Consider the following 26,361-nt stretch of genomic DNA (forward strand, 5'->3'; position numbering starts at 1 on the left):
TAAGGGATTGGCAGATGAAAAAAGTCTTGGTAATAGCAGCAACCCTGCTGGCTCTGGCAGGCTGCGCCAACCATACGGCCGGGGTGTATGCCAGCTCGACCGGTGAAAGCCGTATCGACAATAGCAGCTTTGCCCGCTCTGTAAGTGTCGGTGATCTTATGGCCAGAGGCGAGGGCGGCTTGCTCAGAGGCACAGCCACCATCAGCAGCAAAGTCGCTACCGATATGCGCATTCAATACAAATTCACCTGGTATGATGCCAGCGGCTATACCCTGGATGATGAAGGCGTGTCCTGGAAGTCGGTTAAGCTGCATGGTAAACAGCAGTTGCAGGTGAGCGCCGTGGCGCCGAATCCGACCGCCAGCCGTTTTGAGATCTATGTGCGCGAGGCCTTTTCAAACTAAAAGTTGCAACCTCGGCACCACTGCCGCCCGAGCCATTATTCCCGTTGAATGCTCAACACTCGGGAGTATTGGAGTGGGCGGTTTTTTTATGCCCTCGGGTACAATTTGGCAACCTGGCTCACTTTTGTTGGTAACTCGTGTATACTGGCCCGCGCCAAGGGGTGTTTACCGCATTGCGGTTGACTGAGATGTCGTATGACGAACCCTTAGAACCTGATCCGGCTAGTACCGGCGTAGGAATGGGCCACAATTCGTGCACTTTCAACTCGCTTTCTTATTGCCGGATCTCAAACTGTGAATATTTGAGGTCCTATGTCCAAGTTTACCGTACCTACTCTGCTTGCCAGCACCATTCAGATGTTGCTGTGGGCACCCGTTCATGCCGCCGATAATCCCGGCGTTGAAAATCAAGATGAGCAACAAGCCATGGAAGTGATAGTCGTCAGCGGCGACTTTCGTGGTCTGACGCTGGAGAAGATGCCCTCCAGCGTGACTGTTATCGACGAGCAGCGCATTGAAGATCAAGGCGCCGAGCATTTCGAAGACATGTTGGGTAACGTAGCCAACTTCAACTGGTCAGGTGCCAGCTCCCGGCCAAGATACTTCCAGATCCGCGGTGTAGGTGAGCAGGAGCAATACCAGGGAGCGCCCAACTCCTCTGTGGGCTTTATTATCGACGATATCGATCTCTCCGGGCTGGGCAGCGTTTCCAGCCTGTACGACCTGCAGCAGTTTGAAGTGCTGCGCGGCCCCCAGGGCACCAGCTATGGCGCCAATGCCCTGGCCGGTCTTATCTATCTCAAGAGCAATGATCCCACAGACGTGTTCGAGCACGGCGCCGAAGTCTCGCTCGGTAATGATAATCTGCAAACCTTTAGCGGCTTCAGCTCCGGCCCAGTGACTGATTCCGGCAAGCTGCTCTATCGTGTGGCGCTGCAGCAACACAAGCAGAACGGTTATCGCGACAACCTGTATCTGGGCCGTGACGATACCAATGAGCGTGATGAATTCAGCGGCCGTATCAAGCTGCGCTGGTACGCCACCGACAAATTGCAGGCGGACTTCACTCTACTGCATGCCGATTTTGACAATGGTTATGATGCCTGGACTTTGGACAATAACGGCTTCGATACCATTACCGATGCGCCGGGCGTCGACAAGCAGCGCACCACGGGATCCAGTCTCAAGCTGAGCTATACCGGCTTTGAGGCTTTTGAGCTGGTGTCCCTGTCAAGCTATGCCGCTACAGATCATCACCACGGTTACGACGGTGACTGGGCCAACCCGGATTACTGGGCCGGGAAAGAGTGCGGCGGCGCACCCTGTGAGTACGATTACACCTGGGATAAACGCGGCGAGCGGCGTACTCTGTCACAGGAGTTCAGATTCAGCTCCAACGAGGCCGGGCGGATTTTCGGCGGCAGCACAGACTGGCTGGCCGGGCTCTATTTTATGGATCTCGATGAGGACAATGATCTCTACTCTGAATCCAACGGCGGGCCGGATGAAGTGCTGACTTCCCGCTACAGCGCCAGTAACTATGCGGTGTTTGCCCAGTTGGACTCAGATCTGGGGGCGGGCTACAGCCTGTCTATCGGTGCTCGTCTCGAGCGACGTGAGAGTGACTACAGCGACAGCAAAGGTGATGCCTTTAGCCCATCGGAAAACATGTGGGGCGGCCATATCGCCCTGTCCAAGGCGCTGGCTGAACACCATGAAGCCTATGCTCGGATAGCCAGGGGCTACAAGGCTGGTGGTTTCAATATGACGCTGCCCCAGGAGCTGGCCGACAAGAAAGAGTTCGATACCGAAATCCTCTACAACTATGAACTGGGGCTGAAATCCAGCTGGGCCGATGGCTTGTTGGATACTCGTCTGGCACTGTTCTTTATGGACAGGGAAGATCAGCAGGTAGCGGCCTCGCTGCAGGATCCTGTCGATCCCCAGCGCTTTATTCTGTTCACCGAAACTATCGATCCCCAGCACTTTATTCTGTTCACCGAAAACGCCGGCAGCTCCAATAACTATGGCGCCGAGCTGGAAGCCAACTGGTATCCCACAGATTCACTGCAGTTCTACACCAGCCTTGGGTATCTGCAGACAGAATACGGTGATTACCTGTATCAGGGTAAATATGGCAACCCTGTGGATCTCAGTGGCCGGGAACTGGCCCACTCGCCGAGATGGACCTATAGTCTCGGCATGACCTGGCGCAATGACATGGGCTGGTTTGCCAACCTCAACAGCAGTGGCAAGAGTGCGTTCTATTACTCAGACAGCAATGACTCCCGCTCTGAAGACTATCAAGTGGTCAACGCCAAGCTGGGCTATGAGGCAGACAAGTGGTCGATTTACCTCTGGGGTCGCAACCTGTTCGATGAAAAATACGGCGTGCGCGGTTTCTACTTCGGCAATGAGCCGGATCAAAACTGGGCCAAGAAGCAATATATCCGCTACGGGGACCCACGCCAGATTGGTGTGACCTTCAAGGTCAAATTTATCTGATGGCATAAGCCGTTGTCGGCCGGGGTGTGTAGCAGTGCCCCGGTTCATTACAGGAGATGTAAAATGAAGTTAACTGCCGAAATCAGCATGTATCCGCTCCACGATGAGTATCTGGAGCCTATTCAATGGTTTATCAAGCGCCTGGACACTTATGCCAACATAGAGAGAACCACCAATGCCATGGCGACACAGGTGTGCGGTGATTATGCCGAGGTGATGGCCATGCTGGCCACTGAGATGCAGGCAGCGCACGAGAAATTTGGCAAGGCGGTGTTTGTCTGTAAATTTATCGGCGGTGAGCTGAACTTGGGCCACAGGGAATAACCCATGAGTGAATTCTCGCACTGGCTCGCCGAGGCCGGCTCTCAGGCCCAGGGAATGGGCGCTTGGGAAGCGGTAGCCGTGGTATTGGCCTTGGCCTATCTGCTGCTGGCCATGAAAGCCAATATCTGGTGTTGGGCGGCAGCCTTTGCCAGCACTGCCATCTACACTGTGCTGTTCTGGAAAGTCGCGCTGCTGATGGAGTCAGTGCTCAACGTCTATTACATGGCGATGGCGTTGTACGGATACTGGCTCTGGCGCCGGGGTGGGGAAAACCATCAAGGAGTGGCTGTGACCTCCTGGCCCTGGCAGCGGCACCTGGTGCTGATTTTGTTGACTGGGTTGGTGTCTCTGTTTGTCGGTCATATGATGGCGACTTTCACTCAGGCAGCCTTTCCCTACCTGGATGCGGCAACCAGCTGTTTTGCTGTGATGACGACTTTTCTGGTGGCGCGCAAAGTGCTGGAAAACTGGCTCTATTGGGTGGTTATCGATCTGGTGTCCATCTATCTCTATTTAAGCAAGGGCTTGATGTTGACCTCACTCTTGTTTGTGCTCTACGTGGGGATGGCGGTAGCCGGATACTTTATCTGGCGCGCCAGAGCCCAGGAATCCCGCGGTCGCGACTCCTCACAGCTTGAAAGCGGCGCGGCATGAAAGGCAAACCGCTGACAGAACTTGAGGCCAGTCTGGGTGAAGGTTTGAGCTGCGAGCTCAACGCCGCCCTCAAGCGGCTACAGTTGTGGCCGCTTGAGGGGGCCAAGCCGCTCACCCTTGGGCTAAGCAACCAAAACTGGCTCTTGCAGGCCGGCAGCGAGTTATTGGTGCTGAGAGTCAATTCCCCGGGCTCAGACCGTATCTGCGACAGAAACAACGAACTGGCATGTTGGCGGGTTGCCGAGAAGGCGAATTTGGCACCAGGGCTGATTTGGGTCAGCGCTGACAAGGGGTTATATCTGAGCCGCTTTATCGAACAAGCGCCGCAAGCCAACTGGCAGCAGTTACTCGCATCCAAAGGCGCGGCCGAGATCGCAAGCGCGGCTCATAATGCCTTTGTTAATCGCAACAGCTTCTCTGGCCTGCCTGAGCGCAAACATGATTCTAAGCATGATTCTAAACATGAGTCTAAACATGAACCTAAACATGAACCTAAACATGAAGTTGGCTCAGGCGCTGTATTGGGAGCCAGGCAAGGAAAATCACCTCAGGCCTTGCTGCTGGAGTTGCTGCTGGGGCTGAGAGCATTGCCGGCCCCCAAGCTCGAAATCAGTGTTGCCGAGCAGTGGCGCATCTATCTGGAGCGGCTCGATGACATGGCACTGAGCCGGGGGCAGCCTTCAAGCTGGCAACAGCGGCTCATGCAACTTCATTCGGCCCAAGGGTTATTCGAGCAGTGCAACACTCGGCTGGAGGCCTGCCTGCTGAGGCTGCAGTATTGTCACAGGGATCTCAATCCTCATAATTTGCTGCTGGCCGAGGATGGACTCAAGTGCGTCGATTTTGAATATGCCTGCGCTTCCCACCCGCTGTTTGAGTTGGCCGGGGTGCTGTCATCCCATCAACTGAGCGCCGATGGGCAACAGTGGCTCATCTATCACTATCTTGAGCAGCATCCGCATTTAACCGGCGATGCTCACCTGGCCGTGGCTGCAGCTGTCGATGTCTACTGGCTGTTTGCCTGCTGCTGGGCCTTGCAGATGGCCTGGGACAATCAGCAGCAGTCTTATCTCGACTGGTTTGATGACTTCTGGCATCTTGTAAAGCATCAATGAGTCAGGCAGGGAAGCTGTCGCCTGGTCTTAGCCAACTTAAAGAATTTAATGGATGAAACGCATTGTTATTGCCCTGGCGCTGCTTATTGCGCTCAGTGCCTGCTCCACCAAGGTCAGCTATTATTTCCTCGATTGGGCCATAGAGTGGCAGCTGGAAGATTATGTCACTCTCGACCGGCAACAGGAGCAGGCGTTTGACGCCATTCTCGACCCTTTTCTCGCCTGGCATCGCCGCCAGGAGCTACCCAGATACAGTGCCCAGTTAAAAACGCTGCAAACCGAGCTTGCCGATGGCACTTTAACGCCACAGAGTTGGCGCCATCATGTGGATACGGCAAGAGATCACTGGTTTCGGCTGTTTGCCCAGGTGTTTGACGATCTTTTGCCCCTTATCGCCTCTTTGAGTGACAAACAGGTCGCCCAGGTGATTGCCAAACTGGAGGCCGATGAGCAGGAGCTGGTGGATGAATACAAGGACAAGAACCAGGAACAACTGATTGAAGATGCGGATGAACGGCTGGAGGAGCTGTTTGCCGATTGGCTGGGGCGTTTGAGTGAGCAGCAAAAGGCCCTGATCCATGAGCACAACAGCCGCCGACTGGCGACCCTGGATATGTGGCTCGAGTATCGTCACGAGTGGCTCCGGCAGTTCAAACAAGCCTTGCTGCAACGCAGTGATTCTGACTTGTTGGCGCAGCGCTTGCGGCTGCTGATGACATCGCCCGATGAGCTCAAGTCAGATGTGCACAAGCAGAAATTGGCGCAGAACACGGAAAACTTCGGCATGCTGTTATTGCAACTGCACCAGAGCCTGAGTGAGCGCCAGCAAAAACACTTCAAGCGTAAGCTGGGCAACTTGATTGACGATCTGGATGAACTGAGTCAGGCATCGCCTTGAGTTGGCACAGCCCTGAGCTTATGAGGCAGACATAGCCCTGAGCTTATGAGGCAGACATAACCCTGAGCTTATGGGGTCGTAAAGCGGGTCTTTGGTCTGTAGAACGGGCATTGGACCATTTGTCCGCGAACCACGCCTTGCATCCAGGCCCGTAAGCGGACGCAGAGCAGGCATGGGACTTGTTTGCAGCTTCCTAAAGTAAAGACTGAAATAAAATCGCTTATTGCCGGGTCAACTGCAACATGACAGGAATACTCCCCGAATAAGGAGGTTTTCATGCAAGCCATCATTCAAACCTATGCGGCATTTTTGAAATCACTGCGACACTTCGATGGCCTGGCACCTTTGGCGCTGCGGCTCTATCTGGCGCCGGTGCTGGTGCAGGCCGGTTACAACAAACTCAGCCACTTCAGTGACACTGCGGCCTGGTTCGGTAATCCGGACTGGGGGCTGGGCTTGCCCATGCCTGAAGTGATGGTGGCGCTGGCCGCCGGGACCGAATTTTTTGGTGGCTTGCTGCTTCTGCTCGGGTTGGCCACTCGGCTGGTGGCTATCCCCATGAGTATTACCATGTTGGTGGCGGCCTTCAGTGTGCACTGGTCCAACGGCTGGCTGGCGATTGCCGATCCCTCATCCTGGCTCGCAAACGACAGGGTGATGGCTTCGGTGGAGAAGCTTGAGCGGGCCAAGGGGATACTGCAGGAGCACGGCAATTACGACTGGCTTACCAGTTCGGGTAACCTGGTGATCCTCAACAACGGCATTGAGTTTGCGGCTACTTATTTCATTATGCTGTTGGTATTGCTGTTTATGGGCGGCGGCCGTTACACCAGTGTGGACTATTTTATTGGCCGTAAATGGCTGCCCAAAACCGCTAACCTCGGCTGATTGTTGCTTAAAACAAGTCGTCCTGCTTTTTTGCCTCTGGCGATCCGGGGCGGATTTGGTATCCTGTGAATTCATTGATATCTCAGCTGAGGATCGCGCATTGGACGCACTTACTCTTCTTCTTACCCGTCAATCATGTCCACGACTGCAGGCTCCGGCGCCGAATGAGGCGCAACTGAAAATTATCCTGGATGCCGCGGCCAGAGTACCGGATCACGGTGGCCTGGCGCCCTGGGAGTTTATTATTGCTACCGGCGAAGGGCTCAATCGCCTGGCGGATATTTTTGTGGCGGCCGCAACAGCAGATGGTGCCGACGAGGGCTTTATCAACAAGGCTGCCGGTATGCCGCTCAGGGCGCCTATGGTGATAACCGTGGTTGCCAAGACCAAAGATCATCCCAAGGTCCCTGAGTTGGAGCAGCAATTGGCAGCCGGCTGCGCCGTGATGGCGATGCAGCAGGCCGCATTTGCCCAGGGGCTTGGCGGAATATGGCGCACTGGTGCCTTTGCCTTTGACTCTACGGTCAATACGGCGTTGGGGCTTGATGGCAGCGATCAGATAGTGGGTTTTCTCTATCTGGGCACCCCTGTGGTTGAAGCGCCGCTCAAAGCCACCAAAGAGGGCAGCGCCTTTGCCCGCTATCTCTGATAGCTGCCGGACACTCAATGGCGGAGAATTTGCCATGAGCTAAGCTCATGGCATCAAGCTATTACATTCAGTTGCCTGTGACCGCAACCCCCACTTCCAGGCGTTCAAACCAGTCGAGAAACTCAGGTATCTGCTCGCCCCTGAATATCCGTCCGTGCTGCGGACATAAATAGTCCAGCTCCAGCTCTCTCACTCTGGCTATCCAGTCCTGTTTGGCGCGGTTGGAGGGCATCCATCTTTGATGAAAAAAGCGCATCTTCTCGGTATGACGGCCAAAGTCATCGACAAACAGCCCGGCATCCGTGTCTTCCAGTGCCGCACCTATATCGCCTGACATAAGTATCTTGCCGACAGGGTCGTAGACATGAAAATTGCCGGAAGCGTGCAGATAATGCGCCGGGATAAACTGCACCTCTACGCCATCAAGCGTCAGCTTGCCGCCTTGATCTTTAATGGCCTGGTATTGGATATGCTCCATCCCGAAATGGCGGATGAAACCTTCCCAAATCCAGGGCGCGTGCAGCTGGGCCAGCTCCAGCGTCTGATCCCACAACCCCAGGGAGGAGATGATATCGGGATCCTGGTGGGAGGCGAATAGATGGGTGAGCTGCTCTATGGGGATGTGACAAACCACATTGGCCAGCATGGGGGCAAATAGCTCTATGCCCCCCGGGTCCATCAGCAAAGCCTGCTCGGCAGTGACCAACATATATTGATTGGTGTCTATGATGCCGTCGGGTTTGTCCGGATCCCGGCCAAAATAGATCCATTTGTGGCTATGGGTTTCCAACAAGAGTTGGCTCTTCATCCCTGTACTCCCTTATTGTTCAAGTAATTGAATCGCCTTATCTACCTGAGTGCGGATCGCGCCGGCAGCAGCATCGACCCGGTTGGCAACATGGTTGAAAGTGGCCTGATCGGCGGGTTTTATCCGGCAGGCTTCGATGCGGCACAGCGAGGCCAGCACTTTAGCGGTTTTCAGCTGCTGGCAGAGCTCTTCCAATTGCAATTCAATGTCCAGGCTCAGGCGTTTGCACTGCTGCTCAAGGGCCGTAAAGTGTTGGCTGTTCTTCTCCAGCGCCGGCATGATGCTGTCGCCATAACGGGCTTTGCGGGCTTTCTCCCTGGCGCGGGCAAATTGCAGCATCGCCTTGCGGACTCTGGTCTGCTCGCTGGTCAGGCGGCTGATGGTCTGCGCCAGATGATTGATTTTCGCGGCTGAGTGGGTGGTGAAATGCGCCAGTTCGTCGATGGAGTGGGTCAGCGCCTTGAAGCCCAGTGCCATGCTGCCGGCACGAATCGATGCCGCCTGGGCATTGCTGGCGATAATATTGATCTCTTTGCAGTGGCCCTGAGTCTTTTCCAGTTCGGCGGCTATGATGGCGGCACGAACATAGAACTGACGCGTTGGTTGACGTTCTGATCCCATAATTCACTGTTTTACAGTCATAATCCTGTTTGAGAGTATAGAAGATAATTCACTTCCCAACCGGCGCGAGCCGATTTTTCCCGTCAATGGATTCAAGCCATAACTCAAGCGCTTGAATTTGCACTTTGTTTAGCTTGAAGAACCGCTTTGAGAATAGATAATTAGTGTTGTAACCATATGAATTAAAAGTTTTATTTTGATTGTCAGCCTAAATCGAATGCTCTAGTATCCGCAACTATCAGAACCAGCCCCTGCTTTATTCGAGTGGGGGCTTTTTAGGTTGTGGCTTTGTCAGTACACAGGCAACAACAGCCGCAGCATTTCAGAGAGGATACCCATTTGGTTTCGCTGTTAGACGATGAACTATTGGACAGGATTGCCGATGCACTTACGGACAAGGGATACATAGTGCTTGAGGATGTGCTGCCGGAGACATTGAGCCGCGCGTTGCTGGATAAGGTTAACCACTCGCCGGTAGAGAGTTTTCGCTGGGCTGAAATCGGCCGTGGCAATGAGCGTGTTCGCGAACAGGAGATACGTTCAGACAGGATCCGCTGGTTGCATGAAGCACAACAACCGGATGCCGACTATTTGGAATACATGGCCTGCTTGCGTCATGGGCTTAACCAGCGCCTGTTTATGGGGCTATTCGATTATGAAAGCCATTACGCCTTTTATCGCCCTGGTACTTTTTACCGTAAACACTTAGATGCGCTGCGGGGCAGTCGCAACCGGATTTTGACCACGGTATTTTTTTTGAACCCCGATTGGCAACAGGGTGATGGCGGTGAGCTGATGCTCTATGAAGAGGACGACGCTTTGCTTGAGCAGATCCCGCCGAGAATGGGCACTCTGGTGATCTTCCTGAGTGAGCGTTTCCCCCATGAAGTACTGCCAACCCATAAAGATCGCGCCAGCATAGCCGGTTGGTTTCGGGTAGCCGGTAGCTATGAACTACCATAAATAACACTACTGGCATGTTGCCTCTGGGCGGTATTTTTGAGCACAAGCTAAATCCAGGGGCATCAGGCTTATGCAGTAGCTTCAGCTAACACTCGGTGAGCGGAGAATCTCTTCATCTACCCAATGGAGCAGTTTTTTGATGGCTTTGGATAGCACTTGGTTCTGGCGCACTATATATCCCAGGCTGGCCGAGGGGAAACTGGGCAGTGGCGTCATGCAGGACTGTAGGTTGAGTTTGGGATGCAGGGCAAAGTCCGGCACTATGGCAATACCGAAACCGGCTTCGGCCCAGTCTATTTGGGCATCCACGCTGCCCACTTCCATGATGCGATATTCCGGTAGTTTGAGCTCGGGAAGCGCCGGGTCAATCAGATCCCGGGTGCGGGTATCATGTCCCAGCAGTATCAAGGTAGGTGCTTCCTGCGGGCTTGGGACTTTACCCTTCTGCCAGGTCTTGAGATCATTGCCCAAGGCGTACCATTTTACTTGTTTTAGCTCGGTAAAATGCAGCGGCTGACTCTCTTTTTGCGCCATAACAAAGCCGAGATCGGCCTTGGCACTTTTTACCAGGTCTGCTGCCTGGGAGGAGGTGGTGTTCAGCAACGTCAGGTCGATGCCGGGGAATTCGGTTTTGAACGACTGAAAAGGGCCTATCAGCAGCCATCTGGAAATGATATCGCTGGCGGCTATGGTCATGGTGCCCTGGCACAGATCATTGATGGCGTTGAGATCGGCCTGGCAGCTTTGCAGCTCCATCAGGGTGTTGTGTGCACTCCTTAACAAGCGCTCACCGGCTTGGGTCAGCCGAAATGGATTACGCTCAATCAGCTTTACCCGGGTGGTTTGCTCCAACTGCTTGATATGCAAGCTGACATTGGGTTGAGTCATATGCAGCTCATTGGCTGCCTTGCCGAAGTGTTCCAGGCGGGCCAGGGTGACAAAGGTCTTAAGCCAATGGAGTTCGAGCATAGCAGCCTCTTTAAGGGTTTTTTAAACGGTACTTTTGACGTTTGAGGGGCAGGCGCTTTATGGTTGGCGGCTTGGTCATGGCAATTGCCCACTATCTTCGATTCCGATGCAAAATATCCTGATATGGATTTCTTATCAAGCTTATAATGATTATTAATTTTTCTTATTCATGCCGTGGTCATAGGATAGACAGGTTTTTGTTTAGGAGAACTGGAAATGTCGTCTATTGTTGTAGTTGGTGCAAACTGGGGTGATGAAGGTAAAGGCCGTATCGTGGACTATCTGGCAGATAGCGCGGCGGCGAGTATACGTTTTCAGGGCGGCAACAATGCCGGCCACACAGTTGTGAATGACTTTGGTACATTCAAACTGCATCAACTGCCTAGCGGCGTATTCAATCCAAGTTGTTTGGCGGTATTGGGTCCCGGCATGGTGATAAGCCCGGCGCCACTTTCCGAAGAGATTGCCGAGGTAAAAGCCGCCGGCGTCAATGTCAATCTGTGCATTTCCGACCGGGCGACTCTGTGCCTGCCAATCCACGCCATTGAAGATACTCTGGAAGAAGAGCGTCTCGGTGACGGCGCTTATGGTTCTACCCGCCAGGGCATTGCCCCGGCTTACGGTGACCGGGTAATGAAAAAAGGCATTCTGGTGGGTTGGTTGAAGCAGCCTGAAGTACTGCGTGAACGTATCCAGTTTATGCTGGACTGGAAACTGCCGCAGCTTAAGGCGCTGTATCCCTCTTTTGAATTTTCGCAAACCGCAGAAGAGATGACCGCCTGGTTGCTGGAAGTGTCCGCACCTTGGCGTGATGCCATCTGCAACGTGAGTGAGCCGCTGAAAGCGCTGCAGGCAAAAGATCAAAACCTGCTTTTTGAAGCCCAGTTGGGCGCGGGTCGTGATCTTGTTTACGGTGAATACCCTTGGACCACTTCTTCTAACGTGACCGCTGCTTATGCCGGTCTTGGCAGTGGTTTACCGGCACTGCGCCCCGAGCGGGTGATTGCGGTAGCCAAGTCCTTCAGCTCCTCCGTTGGAACCGGCACCTTGATCACCGCCATGGAAGAGCAGGACAACTTCCGCGAAGCCGCCAATGAGTACGGCGCGGTAACCGGGCGTCCCCGTGATATGGGCTATTTCGATGCTGTGGCCACCCGCAACGGTGTCGAGCTGCAGGCGGCGACCGAAGTGGCGCTGACCAAGCTGGATTGTTTGAGTGGGATGCAGGATCTGAAAATCTGCATCGATTATCAGGGCGATCACAGCGAAAACCCGATTTGGCCACAAACCTCTGCTTTGGCGCCTGTTTATGAGCAGATGGAAGGCTGGAGCGAAGACATCACGGCTTGCCGCACCTTTGAGAGCCTGCCACTGGCGGCACAAAAGTACGTGCAGCGGGTTGAAGAGCTGATGGGTGTTCCGGTGAAAATGATCTCTGTTGGCCCAGAGCGGGCGCAGATGATCCTGCGTTAACAAGGTTGCCTGTTTATGCCCAAGTCTCTCCGTGTGTGACATAGTTAAGGGAGGCTTGGGCATCATAGTATTTGTTAATTGACCTAGCTTTATTTGGGTCATTGTGCTTTCTTTGCTGTTAGCTATTTCCCCTCCGCATTGCAATTTATTGCCGTGCCCTTTGAACTGACCTGCTGTTATCATTGGCTTTGATTTTTACAGTCGTTTTGAAAGAAACCATTTGTTAACATTTAATCTGGTTTAATGATTTATTCATGTTAGTCTGGTATTTAAACAAGCGTTAAATCATTATCTTGCATTATTAGGGAGGCAAATCATGGGACTGGAAGCATGCTTGACCGGAGAACATGTGATCCTCGAACCTTTGAGTCAGGATCATCTGCCGGCGCTGTCGTTGGCGGTTGCCGATGGTGAGTTGTGGCGCTTGTGGTACACCAACGTGCCGCATCCGGATGAGATGAAGGACTATATCCAGCAGGCTTTGGACAGTGAGCAGCGCGGTGAAGCCTTGGCCTTTGCAGTACGTAGCCGAGACAGCGGTGCAATTGTTGGTTGTACCCGCATTTGCAACTGGGATCAGGCTAACCGACGGCTGGAGATTGGGTATACCTGGTATGCCAAGAGTGTGCAGCGCAGCGCCATCAATACCGAAACCAAGCTGTTGTTGCTGGAGTACGCCTTTGAGACTCTGGATGTGATGGCGGTGGAGTTCAGAACCCATTTTCACAACCAGGCTTCGCGGGAGGCCATCACCCGCCTGGGGGCCAAGCAAGATGGCATCTTACGCAATCACAGACTGCTCAAGGACGGCAGCGTCAGGGATACAGTGGTTTATTCCATCATTGACAGCGAATGGCCAGAGGTGAAGCAAGGCCTCAAGGACAGGCTGGCATTTTACAGTGATCAGTACCGTGTCGAACTCGCACAGTGAGTAAGCGCCACTTAGGACAATATTGAATCGAAGGGAAACCATTCATGCTAAAGCAAGTTATTCGGGCACAGTCACAGGATGCCGAGATTATCTCACCGCTGTTTGATGAGTATCGTCAGTTTTATGGTTATCCCAGCGAGCCCGAACTGGCGTTAAGCTTTATCAGCCAAAGGCTTAAGCGGGATGAATCCGTGATATTTTATCTGCCGGATGAGCAAAACCAGGCTTTGGGGTTTGTGCAGCTCTATCCCGGCTTTTCTTCGCTGCGGGCGGCGCAGCTGCTGATCCTCAATGATATTTATGTTACTCAACATGCCAGGTGTGTCGGCATAGGTCGTGCGCTGCTCGATGCCGCGCTGAATTATGCCAAAGCACAGGGCATTGATGAATTGATCCTCGAAACCCTGCGTAATAACGTCAGGGCGCAGGCGCTCTATGAGTCCATTGGTTTTGTCCGGGACAATGAATTTTTCCATTACAGTCTGACTCTAAAACCTTGAAATTCATCAGGCACTAAAGTAGCTTGCCTTCATCGATATCAAGAGGATCACCAAGATGTCCCCAAAAACTGCTTTGTCTGTCGTCGCTGTTATCGGCTTTTTTTCCAGTGCCAATGTGCTCGCCGGCCCCGCCGAGGAGGCCTTTAGCGCCGAGTTGCAACAATGCGCCGCCTATTATCAGATAAGTTCTGAAGCCATCGGGGCAATGAATGCACCTCAGATGGCCGCCGTTGGAGATAGACTCAAGCAATCTGCCAAGGATGCCGAAGCTTTAGCCGCCCAGTACAGTTCGGCGCAAGATGCCGAGAAAGGCGTGGCAGCAGCCCGTGCCGAAATGCTGGAAACCATGGGTAACAGCAAGAGTTTGGGCGGTTTGATGAGCCAATACAAAGACAGCTGTAAAACCATCTTGGCCGAGCCGCAAAAGCGCCTCGACTACTGGATAATGGCTAACATGTGATGCAATAAAATGCGGCCGCCGCCTGTCTCTTTGTCCAAGGAAGGGAGGCAATATGCTTTTGAGTCTGTTACTGGCCGCTTTTATCATCTTGCTCGCGCTCGCGATTGAGTCCTGGCCCAGGATCCGCTCCTATGCCCGCGAACGCCGGCAAGGCGGCCTGTGGTCACTGGAAAACCATAGCCGCGCCAGCGGCCGTGAACAGCAAGGATGCTTTGCGGATCTCAGTTTCACACCTTTCCTGCTTACTGCCAGTCTGGCCTTGATAGCCTGCGCATTTGAGTTGATGCCGGAAACTTATGTATTTGGTTTAATACTCTTTATTGTTCTCAACCTACTACTCTTGATGGTCTGGCATCTCTATGCCAGACTGCTTGGCGGGCAAAAAAGTGGCCAGAGCCTCTTGCCGCCGCTGCTTTACGGCCTCGCGGCCCTGTTTGCCTGGATGGGGGCTATGCCGTAAGTCAGGCCCTAAGCCCTATTCCAAGGCAAGAATTCATGAGCCCGGCCCGAATTACACCAAGAGGCGTTGCATCGGCCTCAAGCTGTTTGAGGGCATCACAGCATTGGTTCTCGGACGCTGAAATGTCAGCTTACAATTAGCTTGCGGCCCGGCGCTGGAATTTGGCATTAAATAGGGAACTTGCACCTTTATCCAAGGTTCAAAGCTGCAGACAATAACAAGGAGTGGTTGAGCGCCTGTCGCAATACCCACCAAGAGCAATGATAAAGCTTCAACAACTTTGCAAAACCTATCAGATGGGCGACGCCTGTGTGCGTGCGCTCGATGAAGTCAGTTTCGACATTCAAGCCAATGAATTTGTGGCCATCATGGGGCCTTCAGGTTCAGGCAAGTCGACGCTGATGAATATCATCGGCTGCCTGGATAAACCCAGCAGTGGCAGTTACCTGCTCAATGGCGAAGAGGTGGGACAACTGGATGACGATGCCTTGTCTGCGGTGCGTAACCGCCAGATAGGTTTCGTATTCCAAAGTTTTCACCTCTTGCCGAGACTCACGGCGCTGCAAAATGTGATGCTGCCGCTGCGATACAGCCCAGAAGGGCAGGGCGATGAAACCCACGCCATAGAATTGCTGAGGCGTGTCGGACTGGGAGAGCGACTGGATCACAGGCCCAACCAACTCTCCGGCGGTCAGCGTCAGCGGGTGGCGATAGCTCGCTCCCTGGTCAATCGCCCGGCCATTTTACTGGCCGATGAGCCCACCGGGGCGCTGGACAGCAAGACTTCGCTTGAGATCATGGCGCTGTTTACCGAGCTGCATGCCGCAGGGCAAACCATCATTCTGGTGACCCACGAAGAGGAAGTGGCCGCTTACGCCCAGCGGGTTATCCGTATGCGTGATGGTTGCCTGCAGAGTGACAGGAGGGCTAATGCGGCCTGATTCTCTTTTACTTTTGAGCCTGGCGGTCTCTGGCCTGACTTTTTCAAGCTTGGCTGTTTCAGAAATCGCGATACCGGCGGCGGCCGGCTCGTCTTCTTCGATAGTTTCTCCATTGGAGCCTTTAACGGACAAGGGAGCGGACGCCAAGTTGCGGCCTGCCGCGCAGCTGCTACTGACAGGTAAAGTCAGTTCCGCCAAGTCGCAGACCTTCAGCGTCCCCAAGGCCGGTGATGCCTGGCGCTATCAAATTCAGTGGATGTTACCCGAGGGCTCTTTGGTCTCTCCCGGGCAAGTGGTGGTGGTGTTTGACAAGAGTCAGGTGGCCAACCAGATAGAACAGTTGGAAGCCAGCATGCTCAGGGTGTCGGCGCAGGAGCAAAGCCAGACCATAGAGCTCAAATCCAAGGTATTGCAAGCCAGGTTCGAGCTGAAAAAGCAGTTACTGGAGCAGGAAAAGGCGCAACTGGTGGCGGCCGTGCCGGCAGATTTTATCGCGGCCAAGGAATACGCCGACAATCAGTTTAAGCTGCTGCAGCTAAATGCCGAGGTGACCAAGGCCAAGCAGGCACTGGCCGAAGCTCTGGATACCGAGAAGGCGACTCTGGCACAGCTGAAGATTGATAAGGAAAAGGCGGCGCTCGAGTTGGCCCAGGCCTTCAAGGACTTGGACAGCCTGGAGCTGAAAGCCGAAATCGCCGGCCCTTTGCTGCTTGGACGGGAGCCTTGGAGCAATAAAAAATTCGAGGTGGGAGATACGGTGCAAGTGGGGCGACAAATCGCCACTGTGCCTGCCATGGAAGATCTGGAAGTGATCGCCTGGGTCAATGAGGTGGATGTGGATCGCCTGAAACCCGGGCAAGCCGTTACCATGCGTCTGGATGCGGAAATTGAGCGCGCCTTTCCCGGACAAATTGCCAGTATCGGTCGCCAGGCCATCAATCTACCGGCCTGGGGCCGCAGTAACTGGTTTGAAGTGGGGATCCGTTTCAAGGCGCCTGAGGATATCGCCATGATCCCCGGCATGAGTGTACTGGTGGAAACCGGAGGCAAACATGAAGCGCTTTAGTTTGGCCTGGCTGGCACTGCTTGCGCTGAGCGCCTGCAGTGATGGGGTGAGCACTCAGGTAGTGCAGGGGCCTTTGAGTCAAAAAATAGAAGTCACCGGCGAGCTGGTGGCGGCCGATACCGTGTCTTTAATGCCGCCTGTGATGCGGCGGATCTGGCAATACCAGGTCAAGCAGCTGGCGCCGGAAGGCAGCGAGGTGGAAAGTGGCGAGATGGTGGCTCAGTTGGATACCTCGGAACTGACTCAAAGGCTGTCGGTCAAATCGGCCGAGCTTGAGGCTACGGTGCAGGACTTGCAGACCTCCAAGCTGCGTAATGCCAAGAAGATGGAGGAGCTCAAGTTGCAACTGGCTGAGGCCAAAATGGGTTTGGACAAGGCCGAGCGTAAGTTTGCCCTTTCTGATGACACTGTTGCGGCGCTGGATAAAGAAAAGTACCAGCGTGACGCGGTGATCGCCCGTGACAAGGTGGCTCTGGTGCAGCAGCAACTGGTGCTGGAGGCCCAGAGCGCCCGGCAACGGGAAGCCATGCTCGACGGAGACAGGCAGAAGTTCGCCGCCGAAGTGGCGGCGCTGAAAAAGGGTATCGCCTCGATGACCTTGGTGGCGCCCCGTGCCGGTATGGTGGTTTATGGCAACGATCCTCAGGGCAACAAGCTCAAAGAGGGCCAATCTGTGTTTGCCGGTGATGTGGTGTTGTCCATTCCTGATCTCGACAGCATGCAGGTCAATATGGCGATCCCTGAGGTAGAAGCCCGCAGAGTCAAACTGGGCCAGCAACTCAAAATCCGTCTGGATGCCAATCCTGATAAAGTATTTACTGGGAAAATCAAAGAGTTGGGTGCAGTTTTTCGTAACAAAAGCCAGGAGGTTCCTCTGGTGGTGTTCGATGCGGTTGCCAGCATAGACGAGCCGGATACCGAGTTGATGCGCCCGGGAATGACCGCCAAGATCAGCATAGAAATTGCCGATGACAGCCAGCGGACTCTGGTGGCTCAGGATGCGGTGCATTATGAGGCCGGTCATCCTTATGTGCTGCTGGACGGGTTCTTGGGGGCTCGCAAACAGTCGGTGCGGGTCGGTGCCATGGGGGGCGATCAGGTTGAAATACTCTCCGGCTTGCAAGTGGGCGATGAGGTATTGCTGCCATGAAGAATCATTCGCTAATCACCTTTGCCTTGATAATGCAGGCCTTGATAGCCTTGGCCTTGAGTGGCTGCCAACCGAGCAGTAATGATGGTGTGCTCACCATGACAGTCAGTCGTGGCGAGTTTCAGGTTAATATCCCCGCCAGCGGTGAGCTGGAAGCGGCGCATTCCACTCCCGTGGTGGTGCCCACGGGGTTACGTGGGCCTCAGTCCCTGGCCTGGATCCAGAACAACTTTACCCAGGTCAAGGCCGGTGATGTGGTGGCCAGGCTCGATGATACAAGGGAGTCGTTTCGTTTGCAGATGGAAGCCTTCGACTTTGAGCGCCTGGCGCAGGATGCCAAGATCCAGACAGAGAAAGATCTCACCTTGAGCCAGAGTTTGACTTTGGGAAGCAAGGTCACAGGTAATGAGCGGCAGTTGGCCGAGCGCTTTTTCAGTGCGGATGAGCGGGTTTACACCAAAATCGATATCATAGATCAGATGCGCAACAAGGAATATCTGGATGCCAAGCTGGATTATTTCCAGTGGGGCGGCACTCAGCACCAGGCGCAGGCCGATGCCGAGCAGGCGCTTATCAAGCTGAAACAGAAAGGCCATCAGGCCAAGATTGACAGGTATCAGGGCAATCTGACACAGATGGAGATTATCGCGCCGCACGACGGGCTGTTTGTCTATCAGGCAGGCTGGGATGGCGCCTTTCCCGTGGTGGGGGACATGATCTGGTCTGGATTCCCCATAGGCATATTGCCGGATACTTCCGTGATGCAGGCAAGAGTCTATGTGCTTGAATCGGAAGCTGTGGGGCTGGCCATCGGCAAGCAGGCCACAGTGACTCTGGATGCCTATCCTGAGAGGCCTTTTAGCGGCACTGTGACCCAGGTCGATGCGCTGGCCAAGCCCAAAGACAGAGATAGCCCGGTGAACTATTTCCAGTTCACCATCAGTCTGGAGCAAACTCTGCCGGCCATTATGCAGCCGGGAAGGCAAGTGAATGCCAAGGTGCAGGTGCTGGATCTCAATGATGTATTGACTGTGCCCAATCAGGCCCTGTTTCAAAAAGACAGCCGCTACTGGGTGTATCTTAAGCAGGGCGGCGGCTTTGTGCGCCAGGATGTGACTCCGGGGCACAGATCCCTTAACCGCACTGAAATTACCGCCGGGCTCAATCCCGGTGATGTGATTGCCCTGACAACCCCACCCAAGAGGAGTCAGCTATGAGTCCGGTAATAGGGTTATGGCAAGGATTTATCCAGGCGTTCGATGAGATGCGCCACCACAAACTGCGTACCGCCTTGACACTGCTGGGGATGATATTCGGTGTCGGCGCCGTTATAGCCATGCTCAGCGTCGGTGAAGGTGCCGAGCGTGAAGCCTTGAAGATGATTGAATCCATGGGGGTTCGCAATCTGGTGGTCAATAGCCGCAGCAATGACGGCGAGGCGCTGAAATCGATTCGTGAACACAGTGTCGGCCTGAGCCTGCGTGATATCGACAGTGCCAGAGATACCTTGCCTTTTATCCAGGATTGGGGCGCCGCCAAGGAAGTAAAGGCCTTCAGCCTGTTTTCCGCCGAAGGGCGCAGCGATGCCAGTGTGATGGGGGTGACTCCCAGCTATTTTGGGCTGACGTCGCTCAAGCTCAATGAAGGGCAGATTTTTACCGAGCAGGATGAGGTCTACTACCGCCAGGTCGCCGTGTTGGGGCCAGAGGCGGCTCGCAGCCTGTTTCCCAAAGGCGATGCCCTTGGCAAGCACATCAAGATTAACCATCAATGGTTTACCGTGGTGGGTATCTTGGCCGATGCCAATCGCGGTAAGTCTAAAATCCAGGGCGTCAAGCTTGGGGGCGAGCGCAATCAGGTGTTTATTCCGCTGTCGAGCGCCCTGAAAAAGATGCAGTTCAAGGCGCTTGAAGATGAGCTGGACATGATCAAGCTGTCGCTCAGGGAAGAGGTTGAGCCTTCGCTGGCGGCCAAGAGCCTGAATCATCTGTTGCAGCGCCGTCATGGCGGTGAGAAGGACTATGACATAGTGGTGCCGGCCGACCTTCTGGCCCAACATCAGAAGACGCAACAGATCTTCAATATCGTCATGGCCTGTGTCGCCGGGATCTCGCTTCTGGTGGGCGGGATTGGCATTATGAACATTATGCTGGCCACCATTTTGGAGCGTACCGCCGAGATAGGTTTGCTGCGGGCGCTGGGGGCCAGGCGCAAGGATATCGCCCGGCAGTTTTTGATTGAAAGTATCGCTATTTCTGCTACCGGCGGTCTGTTTGGCATAGTTGTGGGGCTGGGACTGGCGCTGCTTATTTCAACAGCGGCCGGTTGGCCTGTGGCTTGGTCTCCCTTTGCGATACTGCTGGCGCTTGGGGTTTGTATGAGTATCGGGGTCGGCTTCGGCCTCTATCCGGCGCAGAAGGCGGCCAAACTGGATCCCATAATTGCCTTGCAACGGGACTGACAGAGGTTTCTTTCTTCGCTGTCAGAGGTTTTGGCGCCATGGACGGCGCTCGCAAGGGCGTGTTCTGCAAAAGCGGCAAAGGTTAGACAGGCGCTTTATTGTCATTGTGTCGATGTTCCTCTGGATAGAAACTGTCGGCACGCAGGTTCTGCCTACAACTGTGCTGATCTGTTTGATCTTGTGATTAAATATAGGAACCTAATTCTTTCAAGGAAAGCGGGCAGGTCATTTCATGGATGCTTTGCAACAACACAGAGCCCAGGCCAAGCAGCAACTCTATCTATGGCATTCGCAACATCTTGTCTCGGGGACGGCGTGGCGCAAAGCCTTGGGATTGCTGCCATCACCAGGGGCCAAGCAGAGTCTGAGCTTTTTTAACCCTCTGCTGCTGGGGTGTGCTGCCCTCTGTTTTGCTTCGGCGCTTATCTGCTTTATTGCCTACAACTGGGCCGCTTTGCCGCGCATGGGCAAGTTGGTGTTATTGGAAACCGGCTTGCTGGGCTGTTTGTTGCTGGCCTTTGCGTTGAGCCGATGGTTAAAGCCCCCCCTTGCCGACAAGGCACGAGGCGCTTTGCCCTGGCTCCTGTTTGTGGCCTGTGTGTTTGTCGGCGTCTTGCTGGCCTTTATCGGCCAGAGCTATCAGCAAGGGGCCGACAACTGGCAGTTGTTTGCCGTGTGGGCACTGCTTATTCTGCCCTGGGTGGTATTTTTGAAACTGGAAGCCGGTTATCTGCTGCTTATCTTGCTGTTGAACCTGACCCTGTACTTGTTATTGCAGATAACCTCATTGCCGTTTGCAGACCTGTTTAGCTTGCTGGGGGATGACAGGCTCGCCATCCCTTGGTCACTGTTTGCGCTTAATTGGCTGCTGCATCAATGCCTGCTTCGTTTTGCGCTGACAGACAAGCAAGGCATCCCCCTCAGCGAGGTAACCAGCGGGCTGCTCGGTTGGGGCTTTTTGTTGCTGGCGAGTTGTTGGACACTGTTCGACTCCTTGAGCAAAGAGCAGTTTATTGCTGTGGTTCTCTACGGGGTGGTTGCCGCAGCGCTGATACGGGGCTATCACACAAGGCGTAAACTCTACGGCATGGCGCTCGGGCTTTTCGGCACGGCAGCGTTATTTGATCTCTGGTTGCTGCGTTTGCTCTCTGAAGTGTTTGACGGTGATGCCGTGGTACTGCTGTTTGCCCTGATGACGCTTTGCGTGCTGCTCAGTGCCTCAGTCGCCGCCTTGCTGCTAAAGCGCTTGCAGGCTGACTATCTGGCCGCGGTACCGGAGCAACAGGCCCAAAAACACAAAGATGCGACTGCCAACACAGAGCCCAGGGAGGATGAGCAAATCGTCCCTAATGCGGGCAGCCTTTTCTGGCAACGGCTGCAGCAGGCAGGTATTGTCTCGGGGGATGTGGCACAAGAGACTCCAGAGTTGCAAAGTCCCTGGTATCTCAAGGCGATGCTTATCCTGTTTGGCTGGTTAGCCGGGATCTGTTTGCTGGGTTTCATCGGCACCGGCCTGGCGTTATTGTTGGACGATATTCAGCCTGGGTTGCTGCTGTGCCTGGCGCTGGCGGCATCTGCAGTGGCCTTTGGTTTGAGCCGAGGTCAAAGTGGACTGTTTATCTCTCAGTTTGCCTTGAGCTTTGCCGTGGCCGCCTTAGTGCTCTATGGCATCGCCTTTGATGAGCTGCTGTTTGAAGTGGCTTCCTGGCGCTGGTGGTTGATGCTGGCTCTGGCGGCCTCGCTTCATTGGTATCTGCTGCCACCTTATTTGACCCGGTCCAGTTGCGCGCTGCTGGCATTATTGGCCTTGATTGCGCTGCTGCAGACACTTTTATTATTACCCTTGGTGACGCCGGCACTGCTACTGGGCTTTGTGCTGCTCTGGCGCCATGAGGCCGACTGGGGCAAGGCGCCGCTTCGCTGGCGCTCCCTTGCCATGGCCATGACCTTGGCGCTGCTCTTTTGTCAAACGCCGCAATTGGTTTGGCTGGAAGGCGTCTGGGAGTTAAAGGATCCCGGTATGAGCCCGGCTATGTTGCAGGGCGCGCAATGGTTACTTGAAGCTTTGCTGCTGTGGCAACTTTGGCGTCTTTTCGGCAGTCGAATGAACGCAATCCGGCATCAATTGGATGGGCGTTCGCAGATGCTGTTGCTACTGGGACTGCTGTCGGCCTTGGTTTGGTTTTGGTGGATCCCCGGGCTTATCGCCGGCGCATTGGTGGCGGTTTTCGGCTTTGTGCTGGCCGAGCGCTTGCTGCTCTGGCTCGGGGTACTGGCGATGCCGGTTTACTGCGGTTATTACTATTACTCGTTGCAGCAAACCTTGTTGGAAAAATCCTTGCTGCTGATGCTGCTTGGCGTGAGCCTGCTACTGCTTTGGTTTGCGCTGAAGCCTTTGAGCGACAGGCCTGAGTGGCTGGCGGCGCAGAATGGGGGGGAGCAGTGATGAAACCCAAATTGACGCCCAAAATCATGGGGTTGTGCCTCGTGTGGGGTATGCTTTGTTTGCTAATCATCAACATTTCCGTGTGGCAGAAAGAGCAACTCTGGCAGCACGGGGAGCCCATCTTGCTTGAGCTTGCACCTGTGGATCCCCGTTCGCTGATGCAGGGGGATTATATGCAACTCGACTATAAATTGGCCCGGCAATTGGCCAATGAGCTGCGCGCAAAAGGGCTGTTTCAGGACAATATGCAGGGCTGGCTCAGAGTGAGTCTCGATGAGCAACAGCGCGCCGCTTTTTTGGCGCTGGAGAGTGACCCAGAGGCTCCTTTGTTGCAGCAGCAAAGACGCTTGCCGTTTAAAGTCCGTCAGGGAGATGTGCAATTGGCGAGCCAGGCTTTTTTCTTTGAGGAGGGCCAGGCGGAGCATTTCAGTCAGGGACGTTATGGTGAGCTGAGATTGGGCACTGACGGGGAGCTGATGTTAGTGGGCCTGCGTGACGGCCAACTTAAACCGCTTTGAACCTAAGAGTGGTAAGGCCGTGTTCATTAGACCACTAGAGTGACTTAGGTTTTTTTACGTTTTCCTCCAAGCTAACTCATTGATAAGACTAATTAACTAGCACTAAAGTTTGATAAATATTTTACATATTGCAACCTTGTTGTAACTTATGGCCTTTATAGTGGCTGCTTCTCCGGATGCGGAGATGTGGAAATAACATTACTTATTGATAAATAAGAAAATCACTATAATCAGGATATATTTCAGGGGTCAATATGTTAACCAAGGCAAGTCTGCTTGCCCTGGCCGTGGGCAGTATTGCTGCCCAGGCTCAGGCGAGTGAGCAAGTGATCATTTCCGAATACGTTGAAGGTTCAGGCAATAATAAGGCCATCGAACTCTTTAACGCCGGCAGCCAAGCTGTCGATCTCAGCCAGTATCAGCTGGATATCTTCTTCAATGGCAGTAGCAGCGCAGGCAGTAGCATTGCCCTGAGCGGCATGCTGGCCGCCGGTGGCACTCATGTATTGGCCGACAATGATGCCGACGCTGCAATCCTGGCGTTGGCGCAGCAAACCAGCAGCGCCAGTTTCTTCAACGGTGATGACGCCCTGGTGCTGAGCCGTAATGGTGAGGTGGTCGACAGTCTGGGCCAGGTTGGGGTGGATCCAGGCTCCGAGTGGGGCAGCGGTGATGTTTCCACTCAAAACAATACCATAAGGCGTAAGCTGGACAACTTGAGTGCGGATCTCGACCCCTTCGATGCGGTCGACCTCAGTGGTTGGGACGGCTTTGCCATTGATAATATCGACGATTTGGGGGCCTTTGGCGGTAATGCCGGCGAGCCGGGTGAACCGACAGATCCCGGTAATGGCGCCCTGGTTTGCGGCGATGCGGCTACACCCATTCATGCATTGCAGGGTAGCGGCGAGGCCAGTCCATTGGCTGGTGAAACCCTGGAAGTGGAAGCAATAGTCACCAGTAACCAGGAAGCGGGTCTCAAGGGATTGTTCCTGCAGATGGCCGATGCCGAGGCGGATGCCGATCCTTTAACCTCGGAAGGGGTGTTCCTGTACACAGGCAATAGCGCCAGTGGTTATCAGGCAGGAGACCGAATTCGGGTGCGGGCTCAGGTCACTGAATATCAAGGCTTGACCGAACTGACCAATGTCAGTGCCAAGGCCTTGTGTGCCACATCACAACCTCTGCCGAGTGCAGCCAGAGTGAGCCTGCCGGTCAATGACAGCAGTGCACTTGAAGCCTTCGAAGGCATGCTGGTCAGCTTTGAGCAGCATCTTACGGTCAATGAAGTCTACAACCTTGGCCGTTATGGTGAGGTGTTGTTGGGTTCAAGCCGTCACTTTATCGGTACTCAGGTAGCCAATCCCGGCGCCGATGCCTTGGCGGTTACGGCAGCCAATGCCCTGGATTCCATAGTGCTTGACGATGGCCTGACGGCACAAAACCCGGATCCTGTTATCTATCCGGCCCCGGGTCTGAGCGCTGCTAACCCGCTCAGAGTCGGTGATACTGTTACAAACCTCACCGCGGTGATGCATTACGGCTTTGGCATTTATCGTTTGATGCCGGTCGATACCGTCAACTTTGTTGCCGCTAATCCCAGAGCATCCGAGCCTGAGTTGAATCGTCTCGATGCCTTGACAGTTGCCAGTTTCAACGTGCTCAACTATTTTAACGGCGATGGCCAGGGCGGCGGTTTCCCCACCTCCCGTGGCGCCGATACTCAAGCGGAGTTTGAGCGCCAACGAGCCAAGATAATCGCGGCGATGAAAACCATTAACGCCGATGTCTTCGGTTTGATGGAAATCGAGAACGATGGTTTCGACAGTAACTCGGCAATTGCCGATCTGGCCCGCGGTCTCAACGACGCCATTGGCACTGACAGCTATCGCTATCTGGCGCCACAGGTTAATCGCATTGGCAACGATGAGATAAGCGTCGGTATTCTGTATCGTCAGGACAGAGTCACCCCGGAAGGGGTGGCGGCGATTCTGGACAGCAGTAATTCGGCGCTGGATGACAATGGTCAGGTGCTGTTCAACGATGGCAAGAACCGTCCCATGCTGACCCAGAAGTTTAGCGTCAACGACAGTGAGGATAACTTTGTGGTGGCGGTCAACCACCTCAAGTCCAAGGGCAGTGATTGTAATGCGCTGGGCGATCCCGACATGAACGACGGCCAGGGTAACTGTAATTTGACCCGAACCCGCGCTGCCATGGCGATAGGCCAGTTCCTGCAGGCAGAATATCAGGATGACAAGGTACTGGTGATAGGGGATCTCAACGCCTATGCCAAGGAAGATCCACTGACAACCCTGGCCAATGCCGGTTACGCCGAGTTGTTTGGCGAGCTTGGTAAACCTTCAGCATACTCCTATGTGTTCTCAGGTGAGTCGGGACAGTTAGATCATGCACTGGCCAATGAAGCCATGCTGACCAATGTTCGTGATGTGACCGATTGGCATATCAATACCGATGAACCCAGAGTGCTGGACTATAACACTGAGTTCAAGACGCCGGAGCAACTGCAAAGTTTCTACAGCAACGATGCCTTCCGTTCATCGGATCACGACCCTGTGATCATCGCCCTGGACTTTGCCGTGGCCAATCAGGCACCGGTTGCCGAGTTCTCAGTGCAGCAAAATGGTGCTGCGGTGGCGCTCTCTAGCACGTCGAGTGATAGCGACGGTGAGTTGGTGAGCCAGGAGTGGGATCTGGGTGACGGTACTCAAGCCTTTGGCGAGCAGGTGAGCCATGAATACCAGCAAAGCGGCGTCTACCTCATCACTCTGACTGTGACTGACGACAAAGGTGCCCAGCAGAGTGTCAGCCGTGAGGTGACCGTTGAGATAGCCCCTGAGCCGACCGAGCTTGTGGCGGTTATCCGCCATCTGGATCTTTGGTTGCTGCAGGTGTTTATCTCCGAGAGCTATGATCCTGACGGTTATATCAAAAAGCAGCAGTGGCGCTTCAACGATGGGCGAAGATTCAACGGCCCGGTTGCCATGCGTATTGGCGGTCGTGCCAATGAAGTGACCTTGACCGTGACCGACAATGATAAACAAAAGGCCAGCACCAGCCTGAGTTTTTAACCGCTTAAGATGAAAAACGCCCGCAGCAGCGGGCGTTTTTGTTGGTGAATTCAAAGGTTGAGGAT

25 protein-coding genes and 1 riboswitch are annotated in these 26,361 nt (G+C 54.2%); of the genes, 22 read left to right on the forward strand and 3 right to left on the reverse strand.

What is annotated here, in order from left to right; genetic code table 11:
* Positions 1 to 14: 14 nt before the first annotated feature.
* From CX650_RS03290 to CX650_RS03325, 8 genes are all read left to right on the forward strand, one after another.
* Complete coding sequence (locus tag CX650_RS03290; protein WP_093983145.1) at positions 15 to 404, forward strand: YcfL family putative periplasmic lipoprotein; 390 nt, start codon at positions 15 to 17, stop codon at positions 402 to 404.
* Positions 405 to 551: 147 nt separating this feature from the next.
* A riboswitch (TPP riboswitch) is annotated at positions 552 to 661 on the forward strand.
* Positions 662 to 716: 55 nt separating this feature from the next.
* Positions 717 to 2,909 carry a TonB-dependent receptor gene (locus CX650_RS03295; RefSeq protein WP_101095016.1) on the forward strand — a complete coding sequence of 731 codons (2,193 nt, stop codon included), beginning with the start codon at positions 717 to 719 and terminating at the stop codon, positions 2,907 to 2,909.
* Between the two features lie 63 nt (positions 2,910 to 2,972).
* Positions 2,973 to 3,233, forward strand: coding sequence for a hypothetical protein (locus tag CX650_RS03300; RefSeq protein ID WP_025887126.1), 261 nt, complete (start codon positions 2,973 to 2,975; stop codon positions 3,231 to 3,233).
* A 3-nt stretch (positions 3,234 to 3,236) separates the two neighbouring features.
* Positions 3,237 to 3,887: a nicotinamide riboside transporter PnuC gene (gene pnuC, locus CX650_RS03305; RefSeq protein ID WP_101095017.1), complete on the forward strand. Its 651-nt coding sequence runs from the start codon at positions 3,237 to 3,239 to the stop codon at positions 3,885 to 3,887.
* The gene (locus CX650_RS03310; RefSeq protein ID WP_101095018.1) at positions 3,884 to 5,002 is read left to right on the forward strand and encodes a phosphotransferase; all 1,119 of its coding nucleotides are present in this window, start codon (positions 3,884 to 3,886) and stop codon (positions 5,000 to 5,002) included. Before pnuC ends, CX650_RS03310 begins: the two co-directional genes overlap by 4 nt.
* A 52-nt stretch (positions 5,003 to 5,054) precedes the next feature.
* The gene (locus CX650_RS03315) at positions 5,055 to 5,900 is read left to right on the forward strand and encodes a DUF6279 family lipoprotein (RefSeq protein ID WP_101095019.1); all 846 of its coding nucleotides are present in this window, start codon (positions 5,055 to 5,057) and stop codon (positions 5,898 to 5,900) included.
* Between the two features lie 276 nt (positions 5,901 to 6,176).
* Complete coding sequence (locus CX650_RS03320; RefSeq protein WP_100142410.1) at positions 6,177 to 6,788, forward strand: HvfX family Cu-binding RiPP maturation protein; 612 nt, start codon at positions 6,177 to 6,179, stop codon at positions 6,786 to 6,788.
* Positions 6,789 to 6,888: 100 nt separating this feature from the next.
* Positions 6,889 to 7,437, forward strand: coding sequence for an NAD(P)H nitroreductase (locus CX650_RS03325; protein WP_025887130.1), 549 nt, complete (start codon positions 6,889 to 6,891; stop codon positions 7,435 to 7,437).
* 67 nt (positions 7,438 to 7,504) lie between these two features.
* Here CX650_RS03325 and CX650_RS03330 read toward each other — a convergent pair whose 3' ends face one another.
* Together CX650_RS03330 and CX650_RS03335 are read right to left on the reverse strand one after the other, a co-directional pair.
* On the reverse strand, positions 7,505 to 8,245 hold the full coding sequence (locus tag CX650_RS03330) for an oxygen-binding di-iron domain-containing protein (RefSeq protein WP_101095020.1): 741 nt from the start codon (positions 8,243 to 8,245) through the stop codon (positions 7,505 to 7,507).
* Positions 8,246 to 8,257: 12 nt separating this feature from the next.
* Complete coding sequence (locus CX650_RS03335; protein ID WP_039032749.1) at positions 8,258 to 8,866, reverse strand: hypothetical protein; 609 nt, start codon at positions 8,864 to 8,866, stop codon at positions 8,258 to 8,260.
* A 339-nt stretch (positions 8,867 to 9,205) separates the two neighbouring features.
* Between CX650_RS03335 and CX650_RS03340 the strand changes: the two genes are divergently transcribed.
* On the forward strand, positions 9,206 to 9,829 hold the full coding sequence (locus CX650_RS03340; protein ID WP_101095021.1) for a 2OG-Fe(II) oxygenase: 624 nt from the start codon (positions 9,206 to 9,208) through the stop codon (positions 9,827 to 9,829).
* Positions 9,830 to 9,910: 81 nt separating this feature from the next.
* On the opposite strand, the gene CX650_RS03345 is transcribed toward CX650_RS03340, so the two are convergent.
* Positions 9,911 to 10,798, reverse strand: coding sequence for a LysR family transcriptional regulator (locus CX650_RS03345; protein WP_039032751.1), 888 nt, complete (start codon positions 10,796 to 10,798; stop codon positions 9,911 to 9,913).
* A gap of 216 nt (positions 10,799 to 11,014) precedes the next feature.
* Here CX650_RS03345 and CX650_RS03350 point away from each other — a divergent pair, with 216 nt between their 5' ends.
* The 13 genes from CX650_RS03350 to CX650_RS03410 all read left to right on the forward strand — a co-directional run bounded on the left by CX650_RS03350 (position 11,015) and on the right by CX650_RS03410 (position 26,296).
* Positions 11,015 to 12,271 (forward strand): adenylosuccinate synthetase, encoded by a 1,257-nt coding sequence (locus CX650_RS03350; protein WP_039032752.1) that lies wholly within the window; start codon positions 11,015 to 11,017, stop codon positions 12,269 to 12,271.
* A gap of 316 nt (positions 12,272 to 12,587) precedes the next feature.
* Positions 12,588 to 13,202, forward strand: coding sequence for a GNAT family N-acetyltransferase (locus CX650_RS03355; protein ID WP_101095022.1), 615 nt, complete (start codon positions 12,588 to 12,590; stop codon positions 13,200 to 13,202).
* 44 nt (positions 13,203 to 13,246) lie between these two features.
* Positions 13,247 to 13,702, forward strand: a complete 456-nt coding sequence (locus CX650_RS03360; protein WP_071475971.1) for a GNAT family N-acetyltransferase — start codon at positions 13,247 to 13,249, stop codon at positions 13,700 to 13,702.
* A 55-nt stretch (positions 13,703 to 13,757) separates the two neighbouring features.
* Positions 13,758 to 14,162, forward strand: coding sequence for a hypothetical protein (locus CX650_RS03365; RefSeq protein ID WP_101095023.1), 405 nt, complete (start codon positions 13,758 to 13,760; stop codon positions 14,160 to 14,162).
* Positions 14,163 to 14,214: 52 nt separating this feature from the next.
* Positions 14,215 to 14,622 (forward strand): hypothetical protein, encoded by a 408-nt coding sequence (locus tag CX650_RS03370; RefSeq protein WP_101095024.1) that lies wholly within the window; start codon positions 14,215 to 14,217, stop codon positions 14,620 to 14,622.
* A 260-nt stretch (positions 14,623 to 14,882) separates the two neighbouring features.
* On the forward strand, positions 14,883 to 15,563 hold the full coding sequence (locus CX650_RS03375; RefSeq protein ID WP_025887136.1) for an ABC transporter ATP-binding protein: 681 nt from the start codon (positions 14,883 to 14,885) through the stop codon (positions 15,561 to 15,563).
* Complete coding sequence (locus CX650_RS03380) at positions 15,553 to 16,629, forward strand: HlyD family secretion protein (RefSeq protein WP_101095025.1); 1,077 nt, start codon at positions 15,553 to 15,555, stop codon at positions 16,627 to 16,629. Before CX650_RS03375 ends, CX650_RS03380 begins: the two co-directional genes overlap by 11 nt.
* Positions 16,616 to 17,779 (forward strand): efflux RND transporter periplasmic adaptor subunit, encoded by a 1,164-nt coding sequence (locus CX650_RS03385; RefSeq protein ID WP_101095026.1) that lies wholly within the window; start codon positions 16,616 to 16,618, stop codon positions 17,777 to 17,779. Before CX650_RS03380 ends, CX650_RS03385 begins: the two co-directional genes overlap by 14 nt.
* Complete coding sequence (locus CX650_RS03390) at positions 17,776 to 18,996, forward strand: efflux RND transporter periplasmic adaptor subunit (RefSeq protein WP_101095027.1); 1,221 nt, start codon at positions 17,776 to 17,778, stop codon at positions 18,994 to 18,996. The genes CX650_RS03385 and CX650_RS03390 overlap by 4 nt, the downstream gene beginning before the upstream one ends.
* Entirely contained in the window at positions 18,993 to 20,240 is a 1,248-nt protein-coding gene (locus CX650_RS03395) for an ABC transporter permease (RefSeq protein ID WP_101095028.1), read from the forward strand. The genes CX650_RS03390 and CX650_RS03395 overlap by 4 nt, the downstream gene beginning before the upstream one ends.
* Positions 20,241 to 20,472: 232 nt before the next feature.
* On the forward strand, positions 20,473 to 22,686 hold the full coding sequence (locus CX650_RS03400; protein ID WP_101095029.1) for a DUF2157 domain-containing protein: 2,214 nt from the start codon (positions 20,473 to 20,475) through the stop codon (positions 22,684 to 22,686).
* Positions 22,686 to 23,204 carry a GDYXXLXY domain-containing protein gene (locus CX650_RS03405; RefSeq protein WP_208622102.1) on the forward strand — a complete coding sequence of 173 codons (519 nt, stop codon included), beginning with the start codon at positions 22,686 to 22,688 and terminating at the stop codon, positions 23,202 to 23,204. Before CX650_RS03400 ends, CX650_RS03405 begins: the two co-directional genes overlap by 1 nt.
* A gap of 254 nt (positions 23,205 to 23,458) precedes the next feature.
* Positions 23,459 to 26,296, forward strand: coding sequence for an ExeM/NucH family extracellular endonuclease (locus CX650_RS03410; protein ID WP_101095030.1), 2,838 nt, complete (start codon positions 23,459 to 23,461; stop codon positions 26,294 to 26,296).
* Positions 26,297 to 26,361: the final 65 nt, after the last annotated feature.

It is taken from the genome of Shewanella indica (assembly GCF_002836975.1).
GTDB lineage: Bacteria > Pseudomonadota > Gammaproteobacteria > Enterobacterales > Shewanellaceae > Shewanella > Shewanella indica.

Excerpts from the sequence above, each read along its gene's own strand:
- CX650_RS03290 (WP_093983145.1), top strand. The coding sequence starts at position 15 with ATGAAAAAAGTCTTGGTAATAGCAGCAACCCTGCTGGCTCTGGCAGGC.
- CX650_RS03295 (WP_101095016.1), top strand. The coding sequence starts at position 717 with ATGTCCAAGTTTACCGTACCTACTCTGCTTGCCAGCACCATTCAGATG.
- CX650_RS03300 (WP_025887126.1), top strand. The coding sequence starts at position 2,973 with ATGAAGTTAACTGCCGAAATCAGCATGTATCCGCTCCACGATGAGTAT.
- pnuC (WP_101095017.1), top strand. The coding sequence starts at position 3,237 with ATGAGTGAATTCTCGCACTGGCTCGCCGAGGCCGGCTCTCAGGCCCAG.
- CX650_RS03310 (WP_101095018.1), top strand. The coding sequence starts at position 3,884 with ATGAAAGGCAAACCGCTGACAGAACTTGAGGCCAGTCTGGGTGAAGGT.
- CX650_RS03315 (WP_101095019.1), top strand. The coding sequence starts at position 5,055 with ATGAAACGCATTGTTATTGCCCTGGCGCTGCTTATTGCGCTCAGTGCC.
- CX650_RS03320 (WP_100142410.1), top strand. The coding sequence starts at position 6,177 with ATGCAAGCCATCATTCAAACCTATGCGGCATTTTTGAAATCACTGCGA.
- CX650_RS03330 (WP_101095020.1), bottom strand. The coding sequence starts at position 8,245 with ATGAAGAGCCAACTCTTGTTGGAAACCCATAGCCACAAATGGATCTAT.
- CX650_RS03335 (WP_039032749.1), bottom strand. The coding sequence starts at position 8,866 with ATGGGATCAGAACGTCAACCAACGCGTCAGTTCTATGTTCGTGCCGCC.
- CX650_RS03345 (WP_039032751.1), bottom strand. The coding sequence starts at position 10,798 with ATGCTCGAACTCCATTGGCTTAAGACCTTTGTCACCCTGGCCCGCCTG.
- CX650_RS03350 (WP_039032752.1), top strand. The coding sequence starts at position 11,015 with ATGTCGTCTATTGTTGTAGTTGGTGCAAACTGGGGTGATGAAGGTAAA.
- CX650_RS03355 (WP_101095022.1), top strand. The coding sequence starts at position 12,588 with ATGGGACTGGAAGCATGCTTGACCGGAGAACATGTGATCCTCGAACCT.
- CX650_RS03360 (WP_071475971.1), top strand. The coding sequence starts at position 13,247 with ATGCTAAAGCAAGTTATTCGGGCACAGTCACAGGATGCCGAGATTATC.
- CX650_RS03365 (WP_101095023.1), top strand. The coding sequence starts at position 13,758 with ATGTCCCCAAAAACTGCTTTGTCTGTCGTCGCTGTTATCGGCTTTTTT.
- CX650_RS03370 (WP_101095024.1), top strand. The coding sequence starts at position 14,215 with ATGCTTTTGAGTCTGTTACTGGCCGCTTTTATCATCTTGCTCGCGCTC.
- CX650_RS03375 (WP_025887136.1), top strand. The coding sequence starts at position 14,883 with ATGATAAAGCTTCAACAACTTTGCAAAACCTATCAGATGGGCGACGCC.
- CX650_RS03380 (WP_101095025.1), top strand. The coding sequence starts at position 15,553 with ATGCGGCCTGATTCTCTTTTACTTTTGAGCCTGGCGGTCTCTGGCCTG.
- CX650_RS03385 (WP_101095026.1), top strand. The coding sequence starts at position 16,616 with ATGAAGCGCTTTAGTTTGGCCTGGCTGGCACTGCTTGCGCTGAGCGCC.
- CX650_RS03390 (WP_101095027.1), top strand. The coding sequence starts at position 17,776 with ATGAAGAATCATTCGCTAATCACCTTTGCCTTGATAATGCAGGCCTTG.
- CX650_RS03395 (WP_101095028.1), top strand. The coding sequence starts at position 18,993 with ATGAGTCCGGTAATAGGGTTATGGCAAGGATTTATCCAGGCGTTCGAT.
- CX650_RS03400 (WP_101095029.1), top strand. The coding sequence starts at position 20,473 with ATGGATGCTTTGCAACAACACAGAGCCCAGGCCAAGCAGCAACTCTAT.
- CX650_RS03405 (WP_208622102.1), top strand. The coding sequence starts at position 22,686 with ATGAAACCCAAATTGACGCCCAAAATCATGGGGTTGTGCCTCGTGTGG.
- CX650_RS03410 (WP_101095030.1), top strand. The coding sequence starts at position 23,459 with ATGTTAACCAAGGCAAGTCTGCTTGCCCTGGCCGTGGGCAGTATTGCT.